This window comes from Heliomicrobium sulfidophilum (genome assembly GCF_057715735.1).
On record NZ_JBVTZZ010000004.1, the window covers coordinates 701,845 to 727,196 of the forward strand.

General features: G+C 58.8%; 17 protein-coding genes. 7 read left to right on the forward strand and 10 right to left on the reverse strand.

The features are described from left to right. Positions 1 to 405: 405 nt before the first annotated feature. From AC0CW1_RS05060 to AC0CW1_RS05070, 3 genes are all read right to left on the reverse strand, one after another. A complete protein-coding gene (locus AC0CW1_RS05060) occupies positions 406 to 1,053 on the reverse strand; it encodes a DedA family protein (protein ID WP_488181959.1) in 648 nt (215 codons plus the stop codon). A gap of 74 nt (positions 1,054 to 1,127) precedes the next feature. Then, the gene (locus AC0CW1_RS05065; RefSeq protein ID WP_488181960.1) at positions 1,128 to 1,904 is read right to left on the reverse strand and encodes a class I SAM-dependent DNA methyltransferase; all 777 of its coding nucleotides are present in this window, start codon (positions 1,902 to 1,904) and stop codon (positions 1,128 to 1,130) included. 198 nt (positions 1,905 to 2,102) lie between these two features. Then, positions 2,103 to 3,086, reverse strand: coding sequence for a peptidylprolyl isomerase (locus AC0CW1_RS05070; protein ID WP_488181961.1), 984 nt, complete (start codon positions 3,084 to 3,086; stop codon positions 2,103 to 2,105). 317 nt (positions 3,087 to 3,403) lie between these two features. Between AC0CW1_RS05070 and AC0CW1_RS05075 the strand changes: the two genes are divergently transcribed. The 3 genes from AC0CW1_RS05075 to AC0CW1_RS05085 are packed head-to-tail and all read left to right on the forward strand — an operon-like array spanning position 3,404 to position 7,775. Further along, a complete protein-coding gene (locus AC0CW1_RS05075) occupies positions 3,404 to 3,892 on the forward strand; it encodes a MarR family winged helix-turn-helix transcriptional regulator (RefSeq protein ID WP_488181962.1) in 489 nt (162 codons plus the stop codon). Continuing rightward, positions 3,886 to 5,769: an ABC transporter ATP-binding protein gene (locus AC0CW1_RS05080; protein WP_488181963.1), complete on the forward strand. Its 1,884-nt coding sequence runs from the start codon at positions 3,886 to 3,888 to the stop codon at positions 5,767 to 5,769. The genes AC0CW1_RS05075 and AC0CW1_RS05080 overlap by 7 nt, the downstream gene beginning before the upstream one ends. After that, on the forward strand, positions 5,766 to 7,775 hold the full coding sequence (locus AC0CW1_RS05085; protein WP_488181964.1) for an ABC transporter ATP-binding protein: 2,010 nt from the start codon (positions 5,766 to 5,768) through the stop codon (positions 7,773 to 7,775). The genes AC0CW1_RS05080 and AC0CW1_RS05085 overlap by 4 nt, the downstream gene beginning before the upstream one ends. A gap of 119 nt (positions 7,776 to 7,894) precedes the next feature. Here the strand turns inward: AC0CW1_RS05085 and AC0CW1_RS05090 are convergent, their stop codons facing one another. Continuing rightward, positions 7,895 to 9,652 (reverse strand): GGDEF domain-containing protein, encoded by a 1,758-nt coding sequence (locus AC0CW1_RS05090; RefSeq protein ID WP_488181965.1) that lies wholly within the window; start codon positions 9,650 to 9,652, stop codon positions 7,895 to 7,897. A gap of 226 nt (positions 9,653 to 9,878) precedes the next feature. On the opposite strand from AC0CW1_RS05090, the gene AC0CW1_RS05095 reads away from it, so the two are divergent. Genes AC0CW1_RS05095 through AC0CW1_RS05110 form a run of 4 tightly spaced genes read left to right on the forward strand, consistent with a single transcriptional unit; the run spans position 9,879 to position 18,407 of the window. Next, positions 9,879 to 11,363, forward strand: coding sequence for a TIGR02677 family protein (locus AC0CW1_RS05095; RefSeq protein WP_488181966.1), 1,485 nt, complete (start codon positions 9,879 to 9,881; stop codon positions 11,361 to 11,363). After that, entirely contained in the window at positions 11,360 to 12,637 is a 1,278-nt protein-coding gene (locus AC0CW1_RS05100) for a TIGR02678 family protein (protein WP_488181968.1), read from the forward strand. Before AC0CW1_RS05095 ends, AC0CW1_RS05100 begins: the two co-directional genes overlap by 4 nt. Further along, positions 12,564 to 16,958: a TIGR02680 family protein gene (locus AC0CW1_RS05105; protein WP_488181969.1), complete on the forward strand. Its 4,395-nt coding sequence runs from the start codon at positions 12,564 to 12,566 to the stop codon at positions 16,956 to 16,958. The genes AC0CW1_RS05100 and AC0CW1_RS05105 overlap by 74 nt, the downstream gene beginning before the upstream one ends. 3 nt (positions 16,959 to 16,961) lie before the next feature. After that, positions 16,962 to 18,407, forward strand: coding sequence for a TIGR02679 family protein (locus tag AC0CW1_RS05110; protein WP_488181970.1), 1,446 nt, complete (start codon positions 16,962 to 16,964; stop codon positions 18,405 to 18,407). Between the two features lie 71 nt (positions 18,408 to 18,478). On the opposite strand, the gene AC0CW1_RS05115 is transcribed toward AC0CW1_RS05110, so the two are convergent. From AC0CW1_RS05115 to AC0CW1_RS05140, 6 genes are all read right to left on the reverse strand, one after another. Next, positions 18,479 to 19,279, reverse strand: coding sequence for a nucleotidyltransferase family protein (locus AC0CW1_RS05115; protein WP_488182122.1), 801 nt, complete (start codon positions 19,277 to 19,279; stop codon positions 18,479 to 18,481). Then, positions 19,236 to 20,015, reverse strand: coding sequence for a selenium cofactor biosynthesis protein YqeC (yqeC, locus tag AC0CW1_RS05120; RefSeq protein WP_488181971.1), 780 nt, complete (start codon positions 20,013 to 20,015; stop codon positions 19,236 to 19,238). Before yqeC ends, AC0CW1_RS05115 begins: the two co-directional genes overlap by 44 nt. 47 nt (positions 20,016 to 20,062) lie before the next feature. Continuing rightward, on the reverse strand, positions 20,063 to 21,445 hold the full coding sequence (locus AC0CW1_RS05125) for a 5'-deoxyadenosine deaminase (protein WP_488181972.1): 1,383 nt from the start codon (positions 21,443 to 21,445) through the stop codon (positions 20,063 to 20,065). A 78-nt stretch (positions 21,446 to 21,523) separates the two neighbouring features. Beyond that, complete coding sequence (locus AC0CW1_RS05130) at positions 21,524 to 22,456, reverse strand: ABC transporter permease (protein WP_488181973.1); 933 nt, start codon at positions 22,454 to 22,456, stop codon at positions 21,524 to 21,526. A gap of 1 nt (position 22,457) precedes the next feature. Beyond that, a complete protein-coding gene (locus AC0CW1_RS05135; protein WP_488181974.1) occupies positions 22,458 to 23,573 on the reverse strand; it encodes an ABC transporter permease in 1,116 nt (371 codons plus the stop codon). 6 nt (positions 23,574 to 23,579) lie between these two features. After that, positions 23,580 to 25,166: an ABC transporter ATP-binding protein gene (locus tag AC0CW1_RS05140; RefSeq protein WP_488181975.1), complete on the reverse strand. Its 1,587-nt coding sequence runs from the start codon at positions 25,164 to 25,166 to the stop codon at positions 23,580 to 23,582. Positions 25,167 to 25,352 lie beyond the last annotated feature (186 nt).

The following is a 25,352-nucleotide window of genomic DNA, read 5'->3' on the forward strand; positions in this document are numbered from 1 at the left end:
GTCCGCTGCCGGAAATCGGCCGCTCTCGCAAGGATAACGGTCCTGCCGCCGGCTGAGCTTACAGGAGGCTGGCTGACTTCCTATCGGCTGGCTGCCCAATTGGGACAGCCATACAATCCGCCTGCGCGCCGCTGGCGGTTTCGCTGCGCCAGCGTCTCCCTTCGGCCCTGCGACTCCCGGGCGAGGTTCGACCGCCTCTCCCCTGCCTTGCACCAGCCGGCAGGTCTCTGGTGGAAGATGGGCGGTGTACTGCTCCCGTTCTTCGTCGTTTTCGTCACCCGTTCGTCATATCGGGGTCATATGTTTCCTATTATAGCATTTCCCGCGGCAAATGCAATTTAATCGATATGAATCGCTTTGGCGCAGTCCTAACGATTGATTTCTAACGTTTCAGCCCTAGCGAATTCAGTCTTTGCGGCTCATCTTGGAGCGGCCCTCCCGGTAATCCTTGAACTTGTGCCAAAACCAAAAAGCGCCGATGAGACCGATGACAGCGATGATGACGATGTCGATGTCATGGCCGTACTTGCGGATGGACTGCCAATTTTCGCCGAGGACGTAACCGATGTAGGCGAGGCCGTAGCACCAGGGGAAGGAGCCTAAGAAGGTGTAGAGGGTGAACTTTTTCACGTCCATCTTGGCGATGCCGGCCGGCAAGGAGATGAAGGTGCGGATAACCGGCAACAGGCGGCTGATGAAGATGGCCGCGTCGCCGTACTTGTCAAACCAGCGCTGGGCCATGTTGAATTCCTTGCGCGAGATGAGCCAGCCGAAGTATTTGAAGAGAAACTCCTCGCCGAGAGCGCGCCCGGCGTAGTAGGCGGCTAATGAGCCGATGACGTTGCCCACCGTGCCGGCCATGGCGGCGCCGAAGAGGGTGATCGAGCCCTGGTAGGCCATGAAGCCGGCCATGGGCATGATGATCTCCGACGGCAAGGGAATGCAGGCGCTCTCGATGGCCATGCCGATGACGACGCCGGCATAGCCGAAGGAGTTGAGGTAGGCGACGATTTGGGTCAGGAAGACCTCGATGACTTTGATCAGATCGCTCAACAAAAGACTCTCCTTACGCTCTGGTTCAGATATCTTTGTTTTTCGGGTTCAGATGGATTCGCCGTCTTCGCCCTTCATCGAGCCCTACTTCGACTGTGCGATTCGGGCGCTTTACGCGCGACGAGGTAGAAGCGCTCGCTTGTCGCCGCCGGGGCGTTGCCGGATAGGTCGCCGTAGAACCCTTCCAGGACAAGGCCGGCGTTGACAACGGCGTTTTCGATCTCCTCTTGGGTGTACCACACCTGGTAATGGCTCTCCTCAAAGCGTTCGTAGAGGCCATCCGGACGTGAGACGAAGAAGAGCAGGTCCATCTCCACCATGCGGGTGGCTGAAGAATAGTAATTTGACCAGATGTAGGCAAGATCTTCCCGGATCTCTGTAAAAGTTTCGTTGCCGAGCACCGTCGAGAGCTTATGCTCCGTGTGCAGGTCGGCCACCAAGACGCCGCCCGGCGCAAGCGCGTGGGCGATGCGCTCCATCGTCTGGGCTAAGTCGTCGGCAGAGGGCAGGTAATTCAGGCCGTCGAGAAAACAGACGATAGCCTCCACCTGCCGGGGATATTCGAGTCGCCGCATGTCCTGGTTGAGGAGCAGCAGTTCGCCCCGCTCCAGGTATTCCTCATGGCGGTCAGCGCAGACGGCCAACATATCCGGCGAGAGGTCGACGCCAACGACGCGGTAACCCCGTTTGAGCAACCGCTCGGTGATGGCGCCGGTCCCGCAAGCCAGGTCGAGGACGGTGGACGGTTGAAGCCCGCACCGGGAAAAAACGCCTTCGGTGAAGTCCACCCAGTCGTCGTAGTTGACATCGGCCATCAGCCGGTCGTAGACGCCGGCCATCAGTTCATACATGCTGCTCATCTCCGCTTCGATTCTGTCGCAAATTGTTATGTCGCCCAAACAAAAGGGACGCTGGGAAGCGCCCTTTACGCGGGCCGGGGCCGGAACATATCTTTCTCATTTTACCATGGTTGTCGGCGATTTCAACGTGTCGAGTCCGTCCACATAAACCAGGGCAAGATAGCTGTAACAAAGACCAGATGAGACTCCTTACTTCTCTTCCACCGTCACCCCGTAGATCACCACATCGAGCAAGGGGCTGCTAACCTCGTTGCCATGCCCTCGGGCGACCGGCGTCGCGGCGATCCGCTGGACCACATCCATACCTGCGGTGACTTCGCCAAAGATGGTGTAATTGGGATTGTTGTTCAGGTTCTTGGCGCTGTTACCGGTACAGATGAAAAACTGACTGCCGTTCGTGTCTGGGCCGGCGTTGGCCATGGCGACGACACCGGGGGCGTAGGGAATCTTGACCGGCAGTTCGTCGGCAAATTGATAACCGGGGCCGCCCGTGCCATTCCCCAGGGGATCGCCCGTCTGAATCATGAAGTCCCCCATGATCCGGTGGAAACGGATACCGTCATAGAAGCCTTCCCGCGCCAGGAATACGAAGTTGTTCACCGTCCGGGGCGCATCGTTGGAACGGAGTTGGAGAGTGAAATCGCCTAAGTTGGTGCTGACGACGGCGCTGTATGTATGATCCGGATCGATGATCATGGGGGGAGCGGCTGAGTACTTCTTGTTTTTGGCGATGACGGTCTTTTCGGAGATCGCTTGCAGCGTCACCGTGCTGCTTTCGCCGTTCCAGCCGACTTTTGCGCCATAGACGGCGCTGATCAATTGCAACGGCACCATCACGCGCTCATCACGCCGGACGGCGGACGTATCCAGTTCGGCCTTCACGCCGTTGATGTAGGCGACCGGCTGATCGAGCGGAATGGCGATGGTCTTGCCTCGGTATTGAATCTCCGCCATTTGAGCGCTATCATTCCATCTCACTGATGCGCCCAGTTGTTCGCTGACAAATCGCACCGGCACCATCGTGCGGCCATCGTCGTTCACGTAGGGCTTAGCGTCAGGGAAATCGACAATCGCGCCATTGACACGGATGGTGACCTCATCGGCTCTCGCGGCGCAGACCGGCCCAGCCAGCAGCAACATGGAAGCGAAAAAAATTGCAGCTTTTTTTCTCAAAATCTTTCTTCCTCCTCCGAAATAATAAAGATTTGAAGACAGCTAAGGTTCGACAGACAAAACCACCGCCCACCTTGTATATTTGCCGGCCCCTTCCTTGAATCCTTTTTGCATTACAGACTTGTAAGAGATAACCCCCACCGCTCTCCCCACTCCCCCCCGTTTTCCCATCGTCTCCCTTCAAGGCCAGCCGTTATAAGGTTGACCATCGGTAACCCTCGGACATATAATTAGTTAGGTTAATAAAGTATCTTACTTCCGTTTATCTCTGTCGATTCCCGCTTCCTTTACTTGATAAAAAACGATGAGGTGGCAACATGGCGAGTGAACGCGGCACGGCCCATAAACTGCTGCAAGCTTTCATGCAGTTTAAGCGGCTCGAGTGGCATCAGCGGAGCGTCCTGGGCTATAAGCCGAGCGAAATCAAGCTTTTGTTCTGTATCCAAAAAGGCGGAAGTGTCGATTCTCCCGGCATCAAGGCGTCCGAGATCAGCAGTCTTTTGCGGGTCACGCCTCCTACAGTGACACAACTGATCAAGGACTTGGAATCGGGCGGCCTGGTGGAACGGGCCGTCGATCCGGCGGACCGGCGGGCCGTCCTGATCCGCCTGACCAGCAAGGGCGAAACGGTCACGAAGGCGGCGGCCGCTGAATTTCTGGGCGCCTTCAGCGCTCTCGTGGACCATCTGGGCGAAACAAAGAGCCTTGAATTGGCCGATCTGCTGCATCAGGTGTTCCACTACTTTGCGACCAAAGATTCGGTGGCCCACCAGCCCCCGTCCAAGGGAGGCGATGAGTCATGCTAAAACTATACCGGTTTCTGCAACCCTACCGCGCTTCCGTCGCCTTGATTTTGGTTCTCCTCTTTTTGCAGGCCCTGTCCGAGTTGTATCTGCCGACATTGATGGCTGATATCGTCAACTGGGGCATCATGACTGGCGACAGCCTCTACATCCTTAAGCTCGGCGGGGTCATGTTGATCGTGGCTGCCGCCGGCGGGATCTGCTCCGTCGCGGCGAGCTACTTGTCGGCCAAAGCGGCCACCGGCTTCAGCCGGAATCTCCGGAGCGCCCTCTTCACCCATGTGGAAAACTTTTCCCTCCAGGAATTCAACCGCTTTGGCGCCGCTTCGCTGATCACCCGGACAACGAACGACATCAACCAATTGCAGCAGGTGTTGACAGTGACGATGCGCATGATGATCAGCGCGCCCTTAATGTGTGTGGGCGGCATCATCATGGCCGTATCGCGCGACGCCCGCCTGTCGCTTGTCTTCGCCGCTGTCGTCCCCGTTCTGGCGGCGACCATCTTCGTCATGGCGCGCAAAGGGATGCCGCTTTACAAAGCCATCCAGATCAAGCTGGACAAATTGAACCAGGTGCTGCGGGAAAGCCTGCTGGGAATTCGAGTGATCCGGGCTTTTAACCGCGTTGACCACCAAGAGGCGCGCTTTGCCGAAGCCAACGAAGACCTGACGAATACGGCGATCCGGGTCAACCGCATCATGGCCGCCTTGATGCCGCTGATGATGCTCTTATTGAACCTCTCCATCATCGCCATCGTCTGGTTCGGCAGCCTGCGCATCGAAAGCGGCCATCTGCTGGTCGGCGACCTGATGGCATTTATCCAATACGCCATGCAGATCCTGTTCTCGCTGATGATGGCGGCCTTTCTCTTTGTCATGATCCCCCGCGCCTCAGCGTCGGCGGCCCGGATCAACGAGGTCTTTGATACGTTTTCCACGATCACCGATCCTGTTCCAACGGCAATTCCTCACTCGGGAGAGGTCCGTGCCTCTGAAGCATCCCCTCCGTCGGTAACCGTCCCTCCTTCGTTCACCGCCCCAGTGGTATCTGCTCCTTCCGCCTGTCCCGAAAGACCTACCCCGGGAACAACGGCGCCTGTTCCCTCTCCCACTCGGGTCCCGGCAGGCGAAGGCGTCTCCGCCCTGGAGTTTTGCAACGTCACCTTTGCCTACCCCGGCGCGGAAGAGCCAGTTCTCTCCGACATCTCCTTCACAGCCCGCGTCGGCGAGTTGACGGCCATCATCGGCGGCACCGGCGCCGGCAAATCGACGCTCTTGAGCCTGATCCCCCGCTTCTACGACATCGACAACGGCAGCATCCTCATCGACGGTGTCGATGTGCGCCAGATGGCCCAGACAGACCTGCGCGCCAAGATCGGCTATGTATCGCAAAAAGCGCTGCTCTTTTCCGGTACGATTGCCGAAAACGTCCGCTACGGCAACCCCAGCGCCACTGACAATGATGTGCGGCGCGCGCTAGAGATCGCCCAGGCCGGCGAGTTCATCGCCGACAGGACCGGCGGTCTTGATTCCCCTGTCGCCCAGGGCGGCGCCGACCTGTCAGGCGGACAAAAGCAGCGCCTCTCCATCGCCCGCGCCCTGGCGCGAAAACCGGCGATCTATCTCTTTGACGACAGTTTTTCCGCCCTTGACTTCAAGACGGACGCCAACCTGCGCGCCGCTTTAAAACCGGAGACGTCCGGCGCGATCGTGCTGCTCGTGGCGCAGCGGGTCGCCACCATCATGGACGCCGCCCGGATCATCGTCCTCGATCAGGGGCGCATCGCAGGCATCGGCAACCACGCCGAATTGATGCAAACCTGTGCGGTGTACCGGGAAATCGTCGCCTCCCAACTCTCTGAGGAGGAAGCAGCATGAGCAATCACAGCAAGACCACAAAGGGCGGGCCGCGCGCCGGCTTCAGCCCCGGCGGCGGACCGTCCATGGGGATGCCCGTTCAAAAAGCCAAGGACGTGAAAGGGACGCTGCGGCGGCTGTCGGCCTACCTGCGCCCCCACCGGCTCTCTCTGTTCACCGTCTTCGTCACCGCCCTGTTGAGCACCGTCTTTTCCATCGTCAGCCCCAAGCTGTTGGGAAACGCCACGACCAAGTTGTTCGAAGGGTTGATGGCGAGGGTCCAGGGAGCGCCCGGGGCCGCCATCGATTTTTCCTATATCGGGAACATTTTGCTCATCCTGGCGGGGCTCTACGGGTTCAGTTCCCTCTTCGGCTATGTGCAGCAGTATGTCATGGCCGGTGTGGCGCAAAAGACGGTCTATGCGCTCCGGCAGGACGTGAACGAGAAGTTGTCGCGCCTGCCCCTGCGCTATTTCGACGGCAACGCCCACGGCGAGACACTGAGCCGCGCCGTCAATGACGTGGACAACATCAGCAACACCTTGAGCCAGAGCCTGACCCAACTGATCACCAACGTGGTGACGATCGTCGGCGTCATCGTCATGATGCTTGTCATCAGCCCCTGGATGACGCTGATTCTGCTCATCACCTTGCCATTGAGCGCCTTCGTGCTCAAGGGCATCGCCTCGCGCTCCCAATCCCATTTTATCAACCAGCAAAAGACGCTGGGACAATTGAACGGCCATATCGAAGAGATGTTCACGGCCCATCCCGTGGTGAAAGCCTACGGGCAGGAGGCGGCGTCGATCGCCAAATTCAACGTCGTCAATGAACAGCTCTATGACGCCGGGTGGCGCGCCCAGTTCATCTCCGGGATCATCATGCCTCTGATGATGTTCATCAACAACCTGGGTTATGTCCTCGTTTGCATCGCTGGCGGCCTCCTGGTCACGAAGCGAGCCATCGAGATCGGCGATGTGCAGGCATTTATCCAGTACGCCCGGCAGTTCGGCCATCCGATCACCCAGACGGCGAACATCGCTAATATAATTCAGTCGACCATCGCCTCGGCGGAGCGGGTCTTTGACCTGCTGGATGAGGCGGAAGAGATTCCCGATGGAGAGGCCGTCGGCTCGCCGGCGTCAGTCGATGGTGTCGCCGTTCTCACAGCGATGACCGGAGGGGCCACGCCGGCGACTCCGGTGAGCGAACACATTGCAGGCGGTCAGGTCGCGAGCGGAGAGAAGGCCGTTAACCGCGCGAAAGCGCTCCGTCCCCGCGGCGACGTCGCCTTCGAACAGGTCTCTTTCCGCTACAAGCCGGACGAGCCCCTCATGGAAGATCTGTCTTTCCACGTCAAAGCAGGCCAAATGGCAGCCATCGTCGGCCCCACCGGCGCCGGCAAGACGACACTGATCAATCTGCTGATGCGTTTTTACGAGGTCGACGGCGGCCGGATCACCGTCGATGGCGTCGATATCCGCCAGTTCCGCCGTAGCGATCTGCGACGCTGCTTCGGCATGGTGATGCAGGACACCTGGCTCTTTCACGGGACCATCCGGGAGAATATCGCCTACGGCCGCGAAGGGGCCACCGAAGAGGAGATCGTCCGCGCCGCCAAAGCGGCCAACGCCGACCGCTTCATCCGCACCTTGCCAGACGGGTATGACACGGTGCTCAATGAGGAAGCCTCCAACATCTCGCAGGGGCAAAAGCAGTTGCTGACGATCGCCCGCGCCCTCCTGGCCGACCCGGCCATCCTGATCCTCGATGAAGCCACCAGCAGCGTCGATACGCGCACGGAGGCGTTGATTCAAAAGGCGATGGGCCAGTTGATGCAGGGCCGGACCAGCTTCGTCATCGCCCACCGGCTGTCGACGATCCGGGAGGCTGATCTGATCCTGGTCATGGATCATGGCCGGGTCATCGAACAGGGAAACCATGCCGAGTTGCTTACCAAGGGCGGTTTTTATGCTGAATTGTATCAAAGCCAGTTCCGTGATGGCGGTCTTCCGCAGGCGGTGTAAAAACAACCCCCCCCTATGACAGCGTTCATCCTGTCATAGGGGGGGTTGCTCTATCGGGCTTTCCTACCGATGGCAAACAGTATTCCCGTTAAAGGATGGCCGGTCAAAGGGCGACCCGGTCAAAGGACGATCCGGTTTCTCCCCTCATCCTTCGCCATATAGAGCTTCTGATCGGCCGCTTTGACGATCTCTTCCGGTTTGGCGTAGGTGTCGTCGTACTCGGCGATGCCCCCGCTGACGGTGATGACGCCATAGGGGCTCTCGCTGTGGGCGATGGCTAAGCGATGGATCGACTGGACGATCCGCTTGGCGATCCCTTCCGCTGCCGTTGCATTGGCGTCGTTGAAAATCACCACGAACTCTTCCCCGCCGTAGCGGAAACAACGGTCCTCTTCCCGGATGTTCCCCTTGATGGCAGCGGCGATGGCCTTGAGCGCCCCATCCCCTTCGGCATGGCCGTAGTTGTCGTTATAACTTTTAAAATAGTCGATGTCGAGCATCATGACCGAAAAGGTGCCCAATCCCTGCTTGGCGTCAGCGAATATGTGGGCCAGGCTGCGATCGAAGGATCGGCGATTGTGGATGCCGGTCAACCCGTCGAGGAGACTCATTTCCATCAGGTCGGCATTCGCCTTTTCCAGTGCCCGTGTCCTTTCTTCCACAATCCGCTCCAGATTTTCTTTGGCGTCTTTAATACTGCCGGCCATCTCCACAAAGCGCGTGGACAGCAGTCCGATCTCATTGTTCAACTGAACAGGCAGCGGGATCCGCCCTTCCGCCACTTCCTCGTATTCGCCGCTGCCGATCACCTCGGCCGCATGGGTCAACTGTTGCAAAGGCTTCTCCGCCTGGTAGCGCATCACCGAATAGACGACAAGGAGTACAGTGAAGAGCACCGTCATCCCTTCGACAAAGACCCTTCTCGCCTCATGGTGGGCGGCGTCGCGGATCTTGGCTACCGGCAGGACCCGCACGAAATACCATTCCGGTCCTTGGATCATCCCGACAGCCAGGTAACTGTCATGGGTTTTATTCTGAATGATGCGGACTTCCGCTGTTTCGTCTTTGATCTCTTCCCTGATCCGTTGGTAGGCCTCCTTGACGGAAGGGATATCGATCTTATCGAGAGACAGTTGTCCGACCCACTTCTGCGCATCGCTGGGATTGCTCGGGTGGGCCACGAGATAGCCGTCTTTGCGGATGATGAAGTTATAGGTGCCGTCATTGGAGCTTTCCACCAGGCGATCCATCAGTTCGGTCAGATAGAGGTCATGACCCGGGGTGATCAGGTGGCGTCCGTCGTAGTCGACGGGATCCATATAGGTGATCATCCATTTTTTCGCCGTCTCATCGAAATACAGTCCCGACCAAATCGATCTCCGCTCGGGATTTTTCTGTTTGCTCACGGCGCCGATGACGCCGAGTTCGTTCATGGGCAGGTCAGCCCGGGCATTCAAGCCCCAGGGCTCTTCCGGGTAGAAAAGCGTGATGGCGTTTTCGGGAAAGGCCACGTGCACATTGGCGAAGCGATTGACCCAGGCTGGCCCCAATCGGGTCAGCACGCGGTTCGCCAGCACCAGGCGACGCTGAAAATCGGGATCATCCACCCTTTGGTTGTTGCCGATGAAGCTGGATATGCCGTATATGTAATTCCCGTCTTTTCCGTAAAGGCCGTCAAAGTATTCCCGCTTCATCCGGGTAGCGCCCTGGGCGTCCACAAAGTAGTAAGACCAGAACTCTTCTTTCGTCACCTGCGCATCGGAACGGTACAGTTGCATGAACTCTTTTTCGAAAACCTTTAGGTTGTCCTCTGCCAACTGGAAGATCTCGCTGTCCGTTCTCACTCTCTCCGCCACATCTGTCTTGAGTTCTTCCAATCGTTTCTCCGTCTCCGTCGAAAAAACGTTGGCATAGGAGACAAAGGAGATGACTGAAACGAAGTAATATTTATGACTTTTTTCGACGTTTAGCAGGTAATTCCTTCAAGCGATTGGGCTGTCGCTCTCAATAATTCCATATAGGAGAAACTGGCAATCGGCATCAGAAAGCCCTATAATACTGAATAAAAGCGTAAAATGCAATAATACGACACAAGGAGGCCCTATGTCTGAAAACCTCCTCCGCCCCATCCCTGAACTGGCCTATCTAAATGCGACGAATACGCCGCGCTACCGACTGATTATGCGCTTTTTCTATGAACAGCACCAGCGGCTTCGCTACTGGCTCAAGCCGGAAGAGGTCTACGAAGGCGTCTGCCGTTTTCAACTGCTCCCCAACTATAGCCTGGAGCAATGCCAACAGGACTTGAACGCCCTTGCAAACTGGAAAAACCTCGCCCCCCGCCATGACGGCGGTCGTTCCAGCACGATTGAGGAGTACCTGCGCAAAAAGTACCGCTACCAGATGACCCCCTATTCGGTCGAGATCGAGCGCATGGTCGCCGGCCTGGAATCGATCCGCGGTTACGGCGGCTCTCTCGAATCGAGCCACCTGGACACCATCTCCTCGAATCTTCGACGCATCGTTGCAGAGCAGGGCGACTTTTCTCCCGGTGAGGCCTTGCCCCTCTGGAAGTCGACTTATGAGGCTTTTACCAAACTGACGGAGAATGCCTCCGATTACATCGCTTCCTTACAAAGCGCCAAAGCGGAGGAACTCATGGCGACCGAGGCGTTCTTGATTTACAAGAACAACCTGACCGAATACTTGCGTAATTTTGTCCAAAACCTGCAGCGCAACGCCTTTCGCATCGAGGGCTTGCTGGAGGCGGTTTCGCCGGAAACGATCGAGCGGTTTTTCCAACAGGTCCTCCGAGATTTGCAGGCGCTGCCCGTGCTCGATGAGCGACCGAGCGAGGCGGAAGAAGCGGAAGGGCTCAGCCGGGAGTGGCAGGCGCTGGTTCGTTGGTTTATCGGGGACGACAGTGATAACAGTGACATCCAGTACCTGGAGCAGGCGAGCAAAGACACGATCGCCAAGATTGTCCGTTGCGCCCTGCGCATCCAGGAAAAGCGGTTGAGCGGTCTTTCCCGCAAGCGCGAACTGGCTTACCTTGGCCGGTGGTTTGCTTCCTTAGAAGACGATGTGGATGAGGCGCACCGCTTGGCTGCGGCTGCCTTCGGCCTGTACCGGACTCGCCATTTCCAGGGCTTTGATCATAAAGGCACCGAGTCGGCCGACATCGCCATGTGGCAGGCGGCGCCGAATGCCTACGCGCTCCGTTCCCGCTCTCGCCAGCGCCGTCGTGAAGGCGGCACCGACGCCATCGCTGACCGTTCTCGCCAAAAAAACGAAGCCCGGCAGGTCTACCTGGCCGAGCGAAAAGCGGAACAGGATCTGCTGGCACAGTTTGTCGCCCAAGGTCAGGTGCGCATCTCGGAGATGCAGGAGGTTTCTCCTTTTTTGCGCACCCATTTGCTCTACTGGATCAGCCGCTGCATGAACCAGCGAGGGAAAAGCTTTCGCACCCCGGAGGGCGTGCGCATTTCCCTAAGCCCCCCCGGTGGCAGGCGCGCCCTGTTGCGCTGTCCCGACGGCGAGTTGGACATGCCTGACTACACACTGCACTTTGAAGGAGAAGCCCGGTGAGCATCAATCAAACATCGCCCAGGTCGGAAAAAAACACGTCGGCTGCCTCTTCGACTAACGGGAAAAACACGGGGAAAGGCACGCTTCGGCGGCGCTTTTCTCCAGGTTCTGCCGATTACTTTCACCAGGAGCGCATCGCCTGCGCCCAGGCCCTGCTCAACCGTCCCTGGATCACAAAGGAAGCGGAACCTGATCTCTATCAGGCCATTAAGCAGCATTATGAGGAACTGCGCGGCTTTTTCCAGGACTGCTGTGATTTTGTCCTCATCATCACCCGGCATGTGGCCAAGCTGGACAAGTACCCCACGACGCCGCAACCCTGGATGGGCTTTGAGGAGTTTGCGAGGAGCCGCGATTATATGTTCTTCACCTTCTGTCTCTGGTATCTGGAAGGGAAAAATGAAGTCGAGCAATTTCTCTTGACCGACATGATCGAGGAGATCCGCAACCACCTGCTGGGATTGGACATCGATATCGACTGGAACCTCTACGAACACCGCCTCTCCATGGCGCGGGCGCTGCGCAAACTGCGCGATCTGTCCATCGTCATCGCCGTTGACGGCGACGAAACGGAATGGAGCCGCAGCAGCGGCAGCGAACATAACGTGCTTTACGAGTGCGGCCAGGGCGCCGCCTTCGTGCTGCGGCGTTTTCCCCGCGATCTGTCCACTTACAGGAACATTGAAGCCATCTGTGACGGGGACTACGCCGATACCGATGACGGGCGCATACGCCGCCGCCGCCACCGTGTCTTCCGCCGACTCCTGCAAGAACCGGTCGTCTATGACAGTGACTTTTCCGATGATGAACGCCAGTATGTGCTCACCCAACGGCGCTATATCCTCGAAACCCTGGAGCATCATCTCGGCTTGACCGGCCAGCGCTACCGTGAGGGACTGGTCCTGTTTCATCCCGATTTGACTGGAGAGTGTCAACTCTTTCCGACGGCGAAAGCCATCTCCGACATTGCGCTCCTTTTCGCTGGCGAAGTGCGACGGCGGCGGGCGCAGGGAAAAGCGATTGGCGAAGACGAGGGGCGCCGCATCGTCTTCACCTGGCAGGAGACGGAGGCCTTGCTGCACCACCTGCGGGAGCGCCACGGACGCTTCTGGAGCATTCAATTCCGCGACGGCAAGCTTCGCGAATTGGCCCAGGAGCTCTTCGCCCATCTACAAGAATGGAACCTGGGCGGCATCATCGATGAACACCGCCTCTGGATCGGTCCTGCTCTCGGCCGATTCATCGGCGATTACCAGGCCGACTTCGATGAATAAGGAGACGATGCCTTTGACTTCCCCACGCTGGCAGATGCACCGCGCCGGGATCCTGAATTTCTGGTTTTATGACGATGAGGCCGAGTTCGAACTGGCTTCCGGACGGGTGATTTTTCGCGGCGCCAACGGTTCCGGCAAGAGCGTGACCATGCAGAGCTTTTTGCCCCTCGTCCTGGATGGCGACAAACGCCCCCACCGCCTCGATCCCTTCGGTTCGAAAGACCGCCGGATGGAGTACTACCTGCTCGTCGACGATGAATCGATCACTGACCGGACGGGCTATCTGTGGCTGGAGTTTTTTCATCCAGTCCAGCAACGCTACCTGACCATCGGCATCGGCTTGCGGGCACGCCGCAACAATCCCCAGGTTGGCTTCTGGGGCTTTGTCATCACTGACAATCGCCGCATCGGCAAGGACCTGCTTCTTTATCAACTCGATTACAGCGATCCGAAGAAGCCCCACAAGATCCCGCTGACGCGGCAAGCACTGGCCGAACGGATCGGCTCAGGCGGAGAGGTCGTCTCGGAGCAGGGCAAGTATAAGGGGCTCGTCAACCGCCACCTTTTCGGCTTCAACGATCTGGACGCCTACAGCGAGCTGCTCGACCTGCTCATCCAACTGCGTTCGCCGAAACTCTCCAAAGACTTCAAGCCAACGACGATTTACGAAATCCTGGGCAATGCCCTGCCGCCGCTCCATGAAGAGGACTTGCGCCCCCTCGCTGAAGTGCTCGATGACATGGACCAAATCAGTGATCGCCTCGATGAATTATCACGCCACCAGGAGGATACGAACCGTCTCAACCAAAGCTACCGCCGCTATAACGAGTATTCACTCTACAGCCTCTCCAAGTCGCTGACAGAGGCAAAGCGACACCGCGATGAGGCCGAGAAGGCTGTTCAGCAAAGCGAGCGACAACTGCGAGCGCTAGAGGACAAGCTTGCCGCGGAAAAAGAGCGTCACGAGAGCAATCAACAGGCATTGTGCGCCTTCCAGGCCGAGCGGGAGATGCTTAGCCAAAGCGAAGCCTTTGCCACACAAGCACAGTTGGACGCAAAAAGCCGAGATCGCCAGTTTCTCGCACAAAAGAAAAAAGACGCTGAGAACCGTCTCGATGCAACGTGCCAGCGGCTTCAGAAAGCGATGGACCGCAAAGACGAAGCCCAACAGACGATGGAACAGGCCGCCGCTGAACAGCAGGCCGCCTTGCGCGATATGGACGGCTTGGCCGGTGAAACCGATTTTACCCTGCACGGCTTCCACAGTCAGCCCTGGGAATCGGCCATCCCAGAAGAGGCCGCTGGATTTGCGCTCTGGCAAAAAGATCTGGCCGCCCACCGAAATCGACTCGATGAAGCGGCAGAGCAGGCTCGTGCCGTCGCCGATCTGCAACAGCGCAAAAGCAACGCTGAGAGCGCCCTCAGCGAGGCGCAAAAAGGGAAAGACCGGGCGGAGGAGGAATGGCGCCTCGCCCAGGAAGCCTTGGAGGATGCCAAAGAGGCGCAACAGGAAGCGCTTTTTCACTGGCGCAAGTCGCTCCATCATCTGCCCTTGCCGGAAGAGCGGTTCCGAGAAGCCCTGCACCACCTGGCCGGTTTTCCCGAAAAGGATTATGAAAAAGTCCGCCAACCCATCCTCGCGGCTTGGCAGGACCGCAATCAACAGCTCGCTCATGACCGGGCCGGACGGCTCCGGCAAAAAGAGGATCTGGAACAGCGACGCCTGGAACTGACGGAAGAGCGGGATCAGTGGCTTGCCCAGAAAGAACCGGAGCCATCCCGCCTCCCCGCTCGCCAAGCTTTCCGGCAGCACCGCCAAGGGATCGATCCTGCCGGGGCGCCTTTTTACGCTTGTGTGGAGTTCCTCCCCACTGTCGATGAAGGGACCCGAGCCAGCCTGGAAAGCGCCCTCGAAGAAGCAGGCCTCCTCGACGCCTGGGTCGGCCCCCAAGGAGTAGCCTGGGCGAACAGCGCTGATGCCGACGCTGTTCCGATGGATGAGACCTGGCTGGAAGCGGACCCGGAACTGCTCGGCATCACCCTGGCCGACTACCTCTGCCCGCTGCCACCGGAAGAAGGCCGCCTTGACAACACCGCCATCGCCGACCTGCTGCGCACAGTGCGAATCGCCGACCGCGACGGAGTTCTCCGAGGAACTGGAACCGAAGTCGGCGATCAGCGCGGCATCTGGCTCAGCGAAGACGGCGCATACCGCCTCGGCGCCCGTGTCGGTATCGCTGCAGCGAAGCCGCTGGCCGAATACATCGGCAAGGAAAGCCGCCGCCGCACCCGGCAGGCCCGCATCGCCGCGCTCGATGAGGCCATCGCGGAAACGAATGCCACCATCGAGGCTATTGACGAAGCACTGAATCGCTTCAAGGCGGAAGCTGAGGCCCTGGCTGCAGAATTGGCATCTTTTCCGACCGGCGAATCCTTGCAGGCCGCCAACGGCGAGATGATCAAAAAGCACTTTCTTTTTCAGGCGGCTGACCAAGAGTGCTCCCGCCAGGACGAGCGGTTCCGAAAAGCCGTCAAAGCCTATCAAGAAGCGACGGCGACCCTGCATGAGTGTATGAAAGATCTGACCATCAAGCGGGATGAGCCCTCCCTCCGCGACGCCCTAGACAAGTTCGACCGCTACGGCCGGCTGTGGTTTCATTTAAAGGCCGCTTGGGAAGCTTATCGAGCCGCCAAAAAGCAATTCATTGACGCAGAGGCTGATGAAGCGGAATTTAATGGGCAAGCAGATCGGGAAGAAGCGGAAATCGGTGAATATGCCCAGGAGTTGCGCCGTCTTGACGTAGAGATCGACAGCCTGCAACGGCGGCTGAAAGACATGGGCCTTGACGATATTGTGCGGCGTTTGGATGAATTGCGCCAGCAGATCGCAGAGGCGGAACGGGCGATTGGCGATTATCACAAAAGCCTGCCGAAATGGTCAGAGTCCCGCGGAAAAACCTTATCCGAGTATGAACAGCACCATGATACGTTGAATTTGGCCCAACAGTCGCTCCAGAGCCTGCTGTCCCAGTGGCTCTTAGAGTGGAAGCGCGGCCTACTTCCCGATCTGGCAGAGTTCTGCCGCTCCAACGGGGGAAAAACAGCCTGGCGCGATCCCGCCGATCTCAGCGGCGATCTTGCAGATATGGACGCTGCGCTTGTCACAGCCCAACTGCTCCTGCAACAGTGGCGTGGACGCTACGAATCCCGTCTAGCCCAGTCGATCACCAACGATCTCTTCGGTATCTTCAACGATATCCGCCGTACACTCTTTCAGTACGTCCCTGAATCACAGGAAGACCCGGCGACCGGACGCATCCTCATCTATTTCATGCGCGACCGCCAAAATCCGATCTCACCGCAGCACCTGCTGGACGAGTTGACCCTGGCCAAGGAAGAACAGATGCTCCTGTTAAGCCAGAAGGACCGCGAACTCTACGAGGAGATCATCATTCGCGCCGTCGGCAAGGCCATCCGCAACCGCATCCACCGGGCGGAGCAATGGGTGCGCCGAGTGAACGAACTGATGGGCCAGCGCAACACGTCGAGCGGCTTGCGGTTGCAGTTGAAGTGGGAGCCTCGTCCCGCTGGCAGTGAACGGGAACTAGATACGACGGCGCTCGTCAAGTTGTTGAAAACCAACCCGGATCAGCTTCATGATGATGACATTGACCGCATGGTCCAGCACTTCCGTTCGCGCATCGAATGGGCCAAGCAGGAGTCGGAAGAAAAGGACTCCCTCCGCCACTGGGTCAACCAGCTCCTGGACTACCGCAAGTGGTTCCGCTTCGTCCTCTACTATGAAAAAGGAGAAGGTACGCGCCGGGAACTGACCGATTCCCGCTTCAACGTGCTCAGCGGCGGTGAAAAAGCGATGAGCATGTACATTCCCCTCTTTGCCGCCACCTACTCCCGCTACAATGACGCGCGCCCAGAGGCGCCCCACATCATCTCCCTCGACGAAGCTTTCGCCGGCGTCGATGACGAAAACGTGCGCGATATGTTCGACCTGCTCACCCAGATGGACTTTGACTACATGATGACGAGCCAGGTGCTCTGGGGTTGCTATGACACGGTGCCCGACCTGTCGATCTATGAGATCTTCCGGCCGAAAGACGTGAACTATGTGACCTTGTTCCATTATCATTGGAACGGGCACCAGAAACGTTACATCGAAAGCGGCGCTGTCGACGACGGAATGGCTCTCGATGATGACATTGCTGTCGACAATGGGATGGCTGCTCACGAAAAAATGGCCGCTCATAACGAAAAGGCTGTCGACGAAGGGCATCGCGCTCTGCCCTTTTCAGAAGGAGCGTAACCGATGGGAGGGCATCCCTCGCTGCCGCCGGACCTCCGCCGTTATCTTCAGCACCCCGGCTTGACGCCGTTGTTTGAAGCCGCTCGGAAGCGCTTTGAATCACTGGGACGGATCGGCGGATCCCTGCGCCTGGAAAGACTGAACGCTGATGAAATGGAGGGACTCAACGCTTTTTTCGGCCGGCAAGTCGCCTTGCCTCAGGGAACCATCGGCACGGAACCAGGGCCAGATGGAACAAAGGGCCTCACTTTCACCGCCTCCCTTCGCCTGTCAGAGATCGACCAAGTCCTGCGCCAAAGCCGCTGGCGACTGACGTTGGAAGAGGTGCTCTACGGGCTCTATGGGCAAGACCTGCTGCTTCGTCCCCAGCAGCGCCAGGCCAGTCGACAAGCCTGGCAATCGCTGTTGGAGCGGGCTAAAGGGCAGGCATCCCCACCTGGTCAGCGCTGGATCGATGGGATTGCCAACCGGCGCTCCGGCGGCTACCGAATCTTAAAAAGCGCCTTTGATGTCGATCCTTCGGACGCTGCGCAGCACTTGCTTGCCGTCACCGAAGCGATCAGCCGGATCGCTTCCGATACGGCTGCATCGTCCTCGCTCCCTCGCCAACGCTTACCGATCTTCGCGGCGCAGATCACCGGCGATCCGCACGCCTTTGATCGCAACACCCCCCTCGGGCGGCTCTTCAGTTCCGCCTTGGCTTATGTTTTTCAGCCAAACGAATCCATCGATGAGGCCGATTTTTCCGGCGAATCCTATGAATCGGCTGAAGCCCATCGGGCGCTGCTGCGGAAAGCGGGCCTCGACGGCGATGATATCTCCTCCTTTGTGACCGTTTTTGGCCTGTCCGTCAGGCCGGAATGCCCCTTGCGCCCCCTCTTGGAGGCCGCCATCGAGGTCGGCGAGCCCCTCAACCTATCGCTCCGGAACCTGCGGCAAGCAGCCACCGTCGGACCACATCTATGGGATGTCGTAGAGGGGCAGACGGTCTACATTGTTGAAAATCCGGCCGTCTTCTCGGGACTGCTGGATCGCCGCTTTGGTTCGCCGTCTGCAAGGGCGATGCATCAAGGTCCCCTGATCTGCACCAGCGGCCAACTCTCACTGGCCGCCCAATTGCTGCTGGACAGCCTGGTCGATGCAGGCTGCCAGCTGTTCTACAGTGGGGACTTCGACCTGAAAGGACTGGAGATCGCGCTGCAACTGGAGCGCCGCTATCATGCCTCCGGCATTGCCGAAGGCGGCATCTTCCGACCGTGGCGCTTCGACAGCACAACCTATCAAAAGGCTGTCAAAAGGGTAGCCCTTTCGGAAGACCAGCGCCGGCGGCTGGCGGAACTGACTGTGCCCTGGGATCACGAATTGCCGGCGATTATGGCAAAATCCGGCCTCATCGCCTATCAGGAAAATCTTTTTACGGAATTGGCCTTGGATTGGCTCGGCGCCTAGTGCCTCGGAATCCGCCGAGATAGGACATAGAAAAGACCCCTCCTTGCCGGACGGGCCTCGCAGAAAAAGGTTCACTTTTGCCGTTGAAGGGCTTCGTATTCGGTCCAAGTATCGACATCTGCAAAAGGTCGATCGTCCGCCCAGTCTACCGAAACAACACATCCCGGATTTTTCCTGATCAGATCCCGTCCTCCCCGGTCACCAGTCAGTGTCGACAAGGCAGGTCGCCAGGCGGCGCCGAAGAGAACCGGGCTGCGCCACTGTCCTTCATGCCGCGGAACGACGATGGCGCGCCGATCTTTTTTTTGAAAAAAGGCATCAGCCATCGCCGTCACCAGAAGTGGTTCCATAAAGGGTTGATCGCCCGGCAAAAAGAAAAAGCCGGAAAGTTCGGTCGCCTGGCTTACTGCCCGAGAGGGGCACAACATGGAGACTGCCAACCGGACCGACGACGCCTGTCCTTCCTCTCGCCTTTCGTTGTAAACGGCTAGGTAACCCCGGCTCAAAGACAGGTCGGCGAGGGCTTGCCTCGGCTCGCCGATGACAACGAGCCGGCGGCCCCAAGGCAAGTCGTTCATCCGGTCCAGCGCGTGGGCCAAGAGCGGTTTTTCTCCCAGGGGCAACAGGAGTTTAGGCTGTCCCATGCGTCGCGAGAATCCTGCTGCCAGGATGGCGATGCCTAAAGATGAGAATAGTTTTTTAGACAGTAGGACTGTCTGCGAGACTGGTGACAGAGTTGATTGTCCTGAGGGTGCTACCTTCGCAGAAGCACCGTCTTGCGGTGAAGAGGAAGAGGCACATAAAAAGAAAGAGGGCAACCCCTCTTCTCTATCGCCGCTGATAGACTCGCAGCGCCCGCAGTTCCCGGCCATATCCTTTTGTCCGGATGACGCGTTCAATGCGGCCGTCCCCTTCCTTCCAAACCTGGTCAACGATCGCTTCTGTCCAGCGCCTGTGCAGGTCCTCCTTGTCTCCGCCGGCATCGCCGCTGTTCAGCACAAGCGTCCTTTTTCCCGCAGCGCCCCGGAAAATCCCCTTCGGATGGAGGGCCAACCGGGCCAGGTCAACCGGTTCGATAGGTTCCCCATTCTCCTTTCCGATGATGGGTCGGACAAGGCCTGGGCGATGGACGACGGTCGTGTCAATGGGGCTCCCAATGGCGCCGAGGTGGAGCACGCCGACCGTCAGGTCGCTCCGGGAGGGAACAACAGGTTCATGGGCGGCAGGCGCTTTGAGCAGGCGGCCGGCGGCGCCGTCCGCTTCGATGGCCAGATGCCAGGAACATCGATAGTCACAAAGGCGATCCACCCATTCCGGTGGAACGCCTTTCACTTTTTCCTCGGAAAAAGCCCGAAACCAACCAGCCCGACCAAAGCGCCCCAGGTCAGAGAGCACCTGCAAGAGCCCACGCTGAAATTCCTCCTCAAAGATGGGCGCCAGGTGCTCCACCTGCGCATAAGCCATTCGGGTGGTCGTCGTCAACACATAAGGGATCCGCTCTGCTTCCCACTGGTCGCTGAGAGACATCAGAAGCGAACTCTTTCCGCCTGCCCCGACGACCGACACTACCGTCGGGCTCATGATGCCTAACGCCTCTGATAACCGCACCGCATCTACCTCCGGAACGAACGCTTCCTCACTGCGTTACACTGCTTTTATCGGACGATCCCGGCCCTGCGGACGACACGGGTGATGGCTTCACTCGCTTCTCGGAGCAGGTCCTTTTCATCGATCGTGGTCAATTTCCCTTCCTCATAGACGATTCGACCGTCGACGATGGTCAAAACCACGTCGCTCCCCCGCGCCTGGTAGACCAGTTGGGCGTACACATCGGCGCCATCGATGGGGGCGCAGTGAAGGCGATTGAGATCGAGCATGGCCAAATCGGCCCGCTTGCCCACTTCGAGAGAACCGATGCGGTCCGCCATGCCCATCACCTGGGCTCCGCCTAAGGTGGCCAGTTCAAAGACCTGCCAGGCGGGCATGGCTGTCGGGCCATGAAGGGCTTTCTGGATCAGTGCGGCTGTGCGCATCTCAGTGAAGGGATCGAGGTTGTTGTTGCAGGGAGCGCCGTCAGCCCCAATGGAGACGGCGATGTTCCGGCGGACCATCGCCGGGATAGGCGCAATGCCAGAGCCGAGTTTCAAGTTGCAGGAGGGACAGTGGGACACCTTGATGTGACGCTGTTCGATCAAGTCCAGTTCTGTCTCGTCAAGCCAGATGCAATGGGCCAGGATCAGGTTCTCGCCGGCCATGCCCAGGTGGTCAAAATAAAGAACGTTGCGCATCTTGCGCTCTTCCTGGACGATGGCGATCTCGCCCCGGTTTTCCGAGGCATGGGTGTGGATCATGACGCCGTAGCGCCGGGCCAGATCACCCACCTCGAGGAGCAGCTCCTCGCTGCAGGATATGGCGAAGCGGGGCGCAAAGGCGTAGTGGAGCCGCCCGTCGCCCTTCCCATGCCATTTTTCGAGGAGATCGACGCTCTCCCGGAGCGATTCCTCCCGCTGTTCCATCAGGGTGACCGGAACATCCTGCCCCCAATCCATCATGCATTTGCCGCTCAGGGCGCGGATGCCCGAGTCGACGATGGCCTGAAAAACTGATTCGGTGTGGTGGACAGTGGCCATGTCGACGATGGCTGTGGTGCCGCAGCGAAACATCTCGCCGATCCCCAGCCGGGCCGACGTGTAGAGGGATTCCCTGTCATGGGCGCCTTCCAAGGGCCAGATGCGCAGTTTCAGCCAATCCAGCAGTTCCAGGTCATCGGCCTGGCCGCGAAAGAGGGTCTGGCAGAGGTGGATATGGCCCTGAATGATCCCGGGGATGACGAGGCGTCCCTTTGCGTCGATGATCCGGTCGGCGACGAAGGGCGATTGGGGAGCGCCTTCAAGGTCAGGGGCGTCTACAGGGGCGGGGTCGCCTCCGGGGCGGATAGACGAAATTACCCCATCGCGGATATAGAGGTCTCCTCGGATAACCTGGCGCTGCCGATTCATGGTCACGATCAATGCGTCTTTGATGACGATGCAGGACAATCGATTCACCTCAATTCTCTGAAGGGTGAACGGAGCTATCGTTTATGACACGATAACCTTACATTTCGCTTCGGTCTTTTACCGCTCCTCCCGGTTATAAGACAAACCCAAGGCCTCCGGCGAGGCGACGCGGCGCCTCTTCGTCTCCCGGGTGACGACGATGAGGACGATGATCGTGAAAACATAAGGGAGCATCTTCAGGAAGAAGGAGGGGATCTGGATGCCCAGGGTCTGCATGGTGAAGCCGAGCACATCGATGGTGCCGAAGAAGAAGCTGCCGAAGAAGGCCCGGATGGGGTTCCACATGCCGAAGATGACGAGGGCGACAGCGATCCAGCCCCGTCCGGCTGTCATGTTCTCCAACCAGGAAGGCGCGTAGGCCAGCGACAGGTAAGCGCCGGCGATGCCGGCCAGCATGCCGCCGGCGATGACACAGGCGTAGCGGGTGGCGAAGACGTTGATGCCCGCCGCGTCGGCAGCAGCTGGGTTTTCACCGACAGCCCGCAGTTCCAAGCCGGCTTTCGTCCGGAAGAGGAAAAACCAGATGAGGGCAATCAGCGCGTAGCTGATATAGACGAGCACGTCATGCTTGAAGAGGATCTCGCCAAGAAGGGGGATCTCGCTGAGGCCGGGGATGGGCACTGGTTTGAAGGTGTGGGCCAGGGGGACGCCGATCAGGTTTTTCCCAAGGTAACCGCTGAGACCGGATCCGAAGATGGTCAGGGCGAGACCGCTGACGACCTGATTGGCCCGTAATGTGATACATAAAAAGGCGTGGATGAGGGCCATCAGGCCGCCAGCGACGGTGGCCATGGCCAGACCGGCCCACTCATTCTGGGCGCTGTGGGTGACGAGAAAGCCGGTGACAGCGCCGACAAGCATCATGCCCTCGACGCCCAGATTGAGGATGCCGGCCCGCTCCGTCAGGATCTCGCCGAGGGCGGCAAAGAGGATCGGGGTGCCGGCGATGACACCGGTGGCTAGGAGGGATACCCACATCGATGTTTCCATATTACCGTCCCTCCTTACCGCCGGTTCTGAGCCGGTAGTTGACAAAGATTTCGCCGCCAACGACGAAGAACAGGATGGCGCCCTGCAGCATGGAGACGGTCGCCGCCGGAAAGCCGCTCGTCTGAATGCTGTAGCCGCCGACCAGGAGGCCGCCGAAGATAAAGGAGACGAAGACGATCGCCCAGGGATGCAGGCGGGCTAGCCAGGCGATGATGATGGCCGAGTAGCCGTAGCCCGGCGAGATGCCGTGCTGGAGCCGCTGGGTGATGCCGGAGACCTCGGTCATGCCGGCGAGGCCAGCCAGGGCGCCGCTGATGAACATGACCATGAGGATGTTTTTGATGTGGTTCATGCCGGCATAACGGGCGGCTGAGGGGCTCTCGCCGCTGACGCGGATCTCAAAGCCCCAGCGGGTGTGGCGGAGGACAAAATAGAGAATCCCCGCCGTGATTAGCGCCAGAAGCAGGCCCGTGTGGATGCGGCTCGTGCCGAAGGCCGGCAGGATGGCGCTGGGTGAAAAGGGCGCTGTGATGGGGAAGTTGAAGCCGTTGGGGTCTTTCCAGGGGCCGTAGACGAAGTAATCGACCCAGAGGATGGCGATGTAGTTCATCAACAGGGTGGTGATCGTTTCGTTGACCTTCATGTAGGCCCGGGGGATAGCCGGCAGGAGGCCCCAGAGACCGCCCAACGCCATGCCGACGATCGCCATGGCGGGCAACAGTATGAAAGCTGGCCAGTCGGGGTTGGTGAGGGCAACCCAACTGGCGCCAAAAGCGCCCATGTACAACTGGCCTTCCGCGCCGATGTTCCATAACTGCATGCGAAAGGCGACGGAGACAGCCAGGCTGCAGAGCATGAGCGGAATGGCCTTGACGATCGTCTCTGAGATGCCGTAGGAGGAACCGAAGGCGCCCTCAAACATCAGAGAATACACCTTCATCGGATCCTTGCCGGTGGCGGCGATAAAGAGGCCCGAAAACAGCAGGCCGATGACGATAGACAAGACCGGGACGAGGACGAGCACCGTCGTAGAGGTGTTGCCCCGTTTTTCAAAGCGCCAGTCGGAAAAGCGTAGCCGCCCGGCAACACCTTGTTTTTCTGCAGTATCAGGTTGCATCGACCGTCACCTCCCCCCTGCGTTTTCCGGGCTCTCGTCGCCCTGGTTGCTTCCATTACCCTGGACGGTTACATTGCCCTGATTGCTATACATATTGGCGTTTATCCGCTCGCCTGCCATCATCATGCCCACCATCTCGATGGTCGCCGCCCGCGGGTCAACAACGCCCATCACCTCGCCGCCATGAAGGACGGCGATGCGATCGGACAGGGCGAAGAGCTCTTCCAGTTCCTCTGAGATGAGCAAGACGGCGACGCCGGCGTCGCGCTGGGCCACGAGGAGGTTGCGGATCGTCTCCATGGCCCCTACGTCAAGGCCGCGCATAGGGTACATGGCCACGATCAGCCGGGGGCTGTTGGAGATCTCGCGCCCCAGGAGCAGTTTTTGCAGGTTGCCGCCGGAGAGCATCTTGACAGGGTCTTTGAGGCTGGCGATCTTCACGTCGAAGCGCTGGATGATCGATTCCGTAGCGTCGTTCGCTTTTTTCCAGTTGATCACCTGGGATGTATCGCCGGCGCCTTTCAAGAGATAGTTCTCAACGGCGTTCATGTTCGGCGCCAGACCGGTGCCGAGGCGGTCTTCCGGGATATAACTGACGCCTGCTTCAATCAACTGTTTCGGCGACGCCTGGGTCATCTCGGAACCGGCTATTTTTTTCACGCCCGTCTCGATGATCCTCAACCCGGCCACCACCTCGGCCAATTCGCGCTGGCCGTTACCGGCCACACCGGCGATGCCCAGGATCTCTCCGCCATAGATATCGAGCGACAGTGATTTCAAGGCCAGCAACCCCCGGTCGTTGAGGGCGGACACATCGACCAGTTCAAGGGTCTTGTCGCCGCGTTTGGCCGGCGCTTTGTCGGTGCGCAGGATGACTGTCCGGCCGACCATCATACAGGTCAGTTCCTTCTCGTCGGTCTCCTTCGTATTGACGGTCCCGACGGAACGGCCGCCCCGCAGGACAGTGATGCGGTCCGTGTTCCCCAACACCTCGCTCAGCTTGTGAGAGATGACGATGATCGCCTTGCCCTCATCGGCCATGCGGCGAAGCGTCGCATAGAGGTCGACGGCTTCCTGAGGCGTCAAGACGGCTGTCGGTTCGTCGAGGATGATGATGTCGGCGCCGCGAAAGAGGATCTTCAGGATCTCCACCCGCTGCTGCTCACCGACGGAGAGTTGCCACACCTGGGCGGCGGGATCGACCTGAAGGCCGTATTTCTCACTGGCCGCCTCCACCTGGGCGTTAATGGCGCGAATGTCATAAACCTGCTTGATCCCCTTGAGGCCGAGCAGAATGTTTTCCGATACAGTAAAGGGCTTGACCAGTTTAAAATGCTGGTGAACCATGCCGATGCCCTGTGCAACGGCGTCCCGGGGGGATTGCAGTTCCACAGGACGCCCGTTGATGCGGATCTCGCCACCGTCTGGGCGGTAAAGACCGGTGAGCACGTTCATCAGGGTGCTCTTCCCTGCGCCGTTCTCTCCAAGCAGGGCGTGAATCTCCCCTTTGCGAACGGCGAAGCTGACCCGATCGTTGGCCAGAACCCCGGGGAATCGCTTGATTATGTCGACCATCTCGACCATATAGTCCATCACATGCACCCTACCCTATGTTGTCGTTTCAAAAAAATCAGCCCGACAAACGGCTTGCCGCCCGCCGGAAAACCGGCGGACGGCGACCATCCTCTGATTGCGAAGAACCTGCTTCATTGGGAAAGGAAAAACCGTAGATGGCTTTTGGAAAAGCGCAGCGCGCTGAAAAACCGCTATTCCTTGGAA

Coding starts and splice junctions, on each gene's coding strand:
- AC0CW1_RS05065 (WP_488181960.1), bottom strand. CDS start 1,904: ATGTATGAACTGATGGCCGGCGTCTACGACCGGCTGATGGCCGATGTC.
- AC0CW1_RS05075 (WP_488181962.1), top strand. CDS start 3,404: ATGGCGAGTGAACGCGGCACGGCCCATAAACTGCTGCAAGCTTTCATG.
- AC0CW1_RS05080 (WP_488181963.1), top strand. CDS start 3,886: ATGCTAAAACTATACCGGTTTCTGCAACCCTACCGCGCTTCCGTCGCC.
- AC0CW1_RS05085 (WP_488181964.1), top strand. CDS start 5,766: ATGAGCAATCACAGCAAGACCACAAAGGGCGGGCCGCGCGCCGGCTTC.
- AC0CW1_RS05095 (WP_488181966.1), top strand. CDS start 9,879: ATGTCTGAAAACCTCCTCCGCCCCATCCCTGAACTGGCCTATCTAAAT.
- AC0CW1_RS05105 (WP_488181969.1), top strand. CDS start 12,564: ATGAACACCGCCTCTGGATCGGTCCTGCTCTCGGCCGATTCATCGGCG.
- AC0CW1_RS05110 (WP_488181970.1), top strand. CDS start 16,962: ATGGGAGGGCATCCCTCGCTGCCGCCGGACCTCCGCCGTTATCTTCAG.
- AC0CW1_RS05115 (WP_488182122.1), bottom strand. CDS start 19,279: ATGGCCGGGAACTGCGGGCGCTGCGAGTCTATCAGCGGCGATAGAGAA.
- AC0CW1_RS05130 (WP_488181973.1), bottom strand. CDS start 22,456: ATGGAAACATCGATGTGGGTATCCCTCCTAGCCACCGGTGTCATCGCC.
- AC0CW1_RS05135 (WP_488181974.1), bottom strand. CDS start 23,573: ATGCAACCTGATACTGCAGAAAAACAAGGTGTTGCCGGGCGGCTACGC.
- AC0CW1_RS05140 (WP_488181975.1), bottom strand. CDS start 25,166: ATGGACTATATGGTCGAGATGGTCGACATAATCAAGCGATTCCCCGGG.